The sequence below is a fragment of the Pseudomonas protegens genome (assembly GCF_003732485.1).
GTDB lineage: Bacteria > Pseudomonadota > Gammaproteobacteria > Pseudomonadales > Pseudomonadaceae > Aquipseudomonas > Aquipseudomonas protegens_B.
The window spans coordinates 7828-12415 of record NZ_MOAK01000056.1 but is presented as its reverse complement, the minus strand read 5'-3'; the positions used below and the strand labels follow the sequence as shown (position 1 = coordinate 12415).

Here is a 4588-nt window from a genome sequence, read left to right as displayed (position 1 = left end):
CCATGAAAACGCGGCTGGTTTGACAGCCTCGCGACCACTGTGAAATAGTTTTTCAACAATATGGAACGTAATTCCACTTTTAATCATTACAACAAAAAGGCCTGTCATCGTGAGCGAAGTTCCCCCTGCAACCCTCCCGCCCCTGGATTGTGACCTGTTGGTGATCGGCTCAGGCGCTGCCGGCCTGGCCTGTGCCGTGACCGCCGCCTGGCATGGTCTCAAGGTGATAGTAGTGGAAAAGGATTCCACTTTCGGCGGTGCCAGTGCCTGGTCCGGTGGCTGGATGTGGGTGCCGGGCAATCCGTTGGCGCGTCGCGCCGGCATCCATGAGAACCCGCAGCAGCCGCGCACCTACCTCAGGCATGAACTGGGCGAAAGCTACGACGCCCGGCGCATCGATGCCTTTCTCGATAACGGCCCACAGATGGTGGCCTTCTTCGAACAGCACACCGCCCTGCAGTTCGTCGACGGCAATGGCATTCCGGACATCCACGGCCAGGTGCCCGGAGCCGGCACCGAGGGTCATCAGGTGATCGGCGCGCCCTATGACGCCCGGGCCATCGGCCCCTTGTTGGCGCGCCTGCGCCGGACCATGCGCGAGACCTCGTTCATGGGCATGCCGATCATGGCCGGGGCCGACCTGGGCGCCTTTCTCAGCATGACTCGCTCGTTCAAGTCGCTGTTGCATGTGGGCAAGCGCTTTATCCGCCATCTGCGGGACCTGGCGCTGCATGGCCGGGCCATGCAGCTCGTGAACGGCGTGGCGCTGATCGGCCGGCTGGCGAAATCAGCCCAGGACCTGGGAGTGAATCTGCTGGAGTCGTCGCCGGCCCGTTCGCTGCTACGGGACGAACAGGGGGTGCACGGCGCCCTGATCGACACGCCTCAGGGGCCGCGGGAGATCCGGGCCCGTCGTGGCGTGGTCCTGGCGGCCGGTGGTTTTGCCCATGACCCGATTCGACGCCAGGCGCTGTTTCCCCGGGCGCCAGGCCCCGACGAGCATCTGGCCTTGCCACCCTTGAGCTGCTCGGGGGACGGCATTCGTCTCGGCGAGGCCGCCGGTGCCGTGCTCGCCACCGACCTGGCCAGCCCGGTGGCCTGGGCCCCGGTATCGCGGGTGCGACACGCCGACGGCAGCCTCGGCCACTTCCCCCATATCATCGATCGGGCCAAGCCCGGGGTGATCGGGGTGCTGGCCAACGGCAAACGCTTCGTCAACGAGGCCGATGGTTACTACGACTACACCGCAGCCATGGTGGAGGCGGTTCCGGCCGGCGAGGAAGTGGCGTCCTGGCTGATCTGCGACCACCGCTTCCAGCGTCGTTACGGGCTGGGTTATGCCCGTCCCTTCCCCCTGCCCGTGGGTCATCTGGTGCGCAACGGCTACCTGCAACGGGCCGACTCCATCCAGGAGCTGGCGCGGCGTTGCGGCATCGACCCACAAGGCCTGGTCGCCACGGTACAGGCGTTCAACCAGCATGCCCGGCAGGGCCAGGACCCCGAGTTCGGCCGCGGTTCGACGCCCTACAACCGCAAGCAGGGCGACCCTCTGTACCCGGGGCCGAACCCCTGTGTGGCGCCTATCCAGCAAGGGCCGTTCTATGGGGTCAAAGTGCTGCCCGGCAGTTTCGGCACCTTTGCCGGGCTCAAGACCAGCCCCCAGGCCCAGGTACTGGATCAGGCCGGAGCGGTGATCCCGGGGCTGTATGCCGCGGGCACTGACATGGCCAGTGTCATGGGCGGCTTCTACCCGTCCGGGGGCATCAACCTGGGGCCGGCCATGACCTTCGGCTACATTGCCGGGCGCCATGCCGCAGGCATCAGTGACTATGAGGTGATCCTCGAACCGGCCCTGGGCGCAGCTTCCGGAGAATGCGCTGCAAGGCACTGAGCTGACACCGCTGGTTCATGGGCTCCAGCCGGGACCCTGCTCCACCGGCGGATGCGGCGCTTGCAACTGCGCCTCGATCTGCCGCGCCAGGTAATACACCCCGGCCATGACCCCGTGCTCAGGGTCATGCAACTGCTTGAGCCAGGCCTGATCAAAGGCCGCGCCCAGGTCGCGCCGGGTCTGCGCCTGCAGATCCTCGCGCTCATTGTTCTGGACCAGGGCCCGTACGCCCGCCACCCCCACGGAAATCAGCGCTCCGGCCACCCGCCCCACCGCGGCGGCCACGGCACCGGCCACACCGCGACTGGCGAACTGGGCCTGAAGTTTCTCACTGGTGACCTGGGCCACCTGGGACACGCCCGACGCCGCCTCCCCCTGATCGGTCGCCGGCCCGGCATGAATCTGCTGCAACAGCGGGGCATAGGCCGGCAGACGGGCCACCGGCTCCACCTGCAATAGTTGCTGCAGCGAAGCTCGTTGCCCGGCCTGGGGCCCAAGATCGATGGCGATGATCCGCGCCAGATGCTGATCCAGCTGCGGCGCGGGCAACTGATGACGCGCGGTGCTGAGCTGCACCTGCTGACGCAGCAACTGCACATAGAACTCCATGGCCTCGCCGGTAATGCCATCGGCATCGATCTCCAGCGCCACCGGGGCCAGGACCCGCTGCTGATACTGCTCCTGCAGGTAACCGGCCAGGCGCCTGGATGCCTGTGCGTCATCGCCCCGGCTGTTCAGGGCATACCAGCCGACCTTGAGCGACAGCCATTCCTGGGTCCAGTAGCCACTGAACCAGGGAATGAAGTTTTCGTCGGTCTGCTGATAGATCCGCGTGCGCCAATGCTCCATGGAGCCCTGGGCATAGACTTCAGCCTGCAGGGTGGCGGAGCGGGAGGCGTTCAGCAATTCCCCGTCCACCTGACGCCAGACGGCCGGACTGACCGGCACCGAGGCGACGGGTTGCGCGACACGGCTGGCGCAGCCAGGAAGGAGCAGTAGCAGCATCGCCAGCCCCAGGCTGAACAACCAGGACCTGGGGCGACGGCAACGAAGCGCCAGTGAGCACAAGGCAAGTCCCTCCCTGAAAGGCAAGGCAAGGCAAGGCCAGGCAAGGCTCGACAGTCCGGCCTGGCCTACTTGCAGTATAGGTAGCGCCACTGCGACGCCCGGAGCGTTTAGCCAGGCGCTCGCACAATGCCCCCCACGACGCCTCCGGCATCGGTATATTGCCCGGGGCGCCTGCGCCACGGACCTGCCTCCCCCTACAAGGAACCTTCATGCTCTACCGCATCGCCGCCGACAGCCTGGTGCTGTTTCACCTGTCATTCATCGTCTTCGTGCTGCTGGGAGGCCTGCTGGTGCTGCGCCATCCACGGCTGATGCTGTTGCACCTGCCCGCCGCGGCCTGGGGTGTGGCGGTGGAAGTCCTGCACCTGGAATGCCCGTTGACCCGCTGGGAAAACCTGTTGCGCCACGCGGCCGGCCAGGATGGCTACGGGGCCGGGTTCATCGAGCACTACCTGATCCCGCTGATCTACCCTGCCGGGCTGACGCCGGGCATCCAGCTCTGGCTGGGCAGCCTGGTACTGCTGATCAACCTTTCGGTCTACGGCTATCTGGCACGGCGCTGGAGCCGTACCCGCCACACCTGAAGCCCCCTGGTTACCGGAGCGGCCGACCCGCGCAGGCCTTGCCCTCTCGTCACTGGCAGGCCTCAAGCAGCGACGGTCGAACCTGACGCAGAGATTTCGCTATATACTTTTGTATATTGCGAATCCGCACCACGAGACGCCCCATGCATCGCCCCTCACCCAGCATCGATCCCCCCACCCCGCAGCCCCCGGGACAGCCTCCGGCCGCCCGGGAGCGGCGCTCCCGATTACGCCACCGCCAGCTGATTCTCGATGCCGCCCGCAACGAATTCGCGGCCCGGGGCTTCAGTGCCTGCCAGACCCTGGATATCGCCCTGCGCGCCGGAGTGCCCAAGGCCAATCTCTATTACTACTTCCACACCAAGGAAAATCTCTACGCCGAAGTCCTGCAACCCTTGCTGGAACCCTTGCGCCAGGCTTCGCTGCTGCTGAACGAGGACGCCGATCCCGGACCGGCCCTCCAGGCCTATATCGAAGCCAGGATGCACATCGTCCAGGGGTTTCCCCTGCGCTCGAAGATTCTCTGCAGTGAGCTGCTGCATGGCGCGCAACAGCTGCCGGCCACCTGGCGCGAAAGCCTGGAGACACAGCATCGCCGTGAAATCGCCTGCCTGCGCAGCTGGGCCGAACGAGGCCTGATAGCCGCCGTCGACCCGGAGCACCTGTTGCTGTTCATCGGTGCGGCGACCCAGACCTATCCCACCCTCGGCTGGCAGATCGCCCTGCTCAACGGCGGTGATGAGGCGGTTGCCGCGGACTTCCAGGCCGTCGCCAGCACCCTGACCCGCATGGTCCTGGCCGGAGCACTGCCGACGGCAACCCACAGCCTCGGCCAGCCGGCCCGTAGCCTGGCGATCTAGGACCGATCGGCCTCGCAGGCCTGGGTCAAGGCCTGCCAGGTGGCCTGGTCGGCGGGGATCAGGTGCTCGATGCGCAATGACGCCACAGTGATGTCCTGGGGCATGCCGAAGGTGGTGAAAGTGGAAAGAAAACGCAGCTCGCCCCTGGGCCCGCGCACCCGGGTCAGCAGCAACGGCGCGCTCAG

General features: G+C 66.3%; 4 protein-coding genes and 1 pseudogene. 3 read left to right on the top strand and 2 right to left on the bottom strand.

What is annotated here, in order from left to right:
- Positions 1 to 109: 109 nt before the first annotated feature.
- Positions 110 to 1891, top strand: a complete 1782-nt coding sequence (locus BLX41_RS15365; protein ID WP_123725592.1) for an FAD-dependent oxidoreductase — start codon at positions 110 to 112, stop codon at positions 1889 to 1891.
- Between the two features lie 15 nt (positions 1892 to 1906).
- Here BLX41_RS15365 and BLX41_RS15360 read toward each other — a convergent pair whose 3' ends face one another.
- Positions 1907 to 2896, bottom strand: coding sequence for a hypothetical protein (locus BLX41_RS15360; protein ID WP_123725688.1), 990 nt, complete (start codon positions 2894 to 2896; stop codon positions 1907 to 1909).
- 272 nt (positions 2897 to 3168) lie between these two features.
- On the opposite strand from BLX41_RS15360, the gene BLX41_RS15355 reads away from it, so the two are divergent.
- Together BLX41_RS15355 and BLX41_RS15350 are read left to right on the top strand one after the other, a co-directional pair.
- Positions 3169 to 3543, top strand: coding sequence for a DUF2784 domain-containing protein (locus BLX41_RS15355; RefSeq protein ID WP_123725591.1), 375 nt, complete (start codon positions 3169 to 3171; stop codon positions 3541 to 3543).
- A 143-nt stretch (positions 3544 to 3686) separates the two neighbouring features.
- Positions 3687 to 4403: a TetR/AcrR family transcriptional regulator gene (locus BLX41_RS15350; protein ID WP_123725590.1), complete on the top strand. Its 717-nt coding sequence runs from the start codon at positions 3687 to 3689 to the stop codon at positions 4401 to 4403.
- Here BLX41_RS15350 and BLX41_RS35445 read toward each other — a convergent pair.
- Positions 4400 to 4588 (bottom strand): annotated as a pseudogene (locus tag BLX41_RS35445) (helix-turn-helix domain-containing protein); the annotation flags it as partial. The gene BLX41_RS15350 and the pseudogene BLX41_RS35445 sit on opposite strands and share 4 nt — an antisense overlap.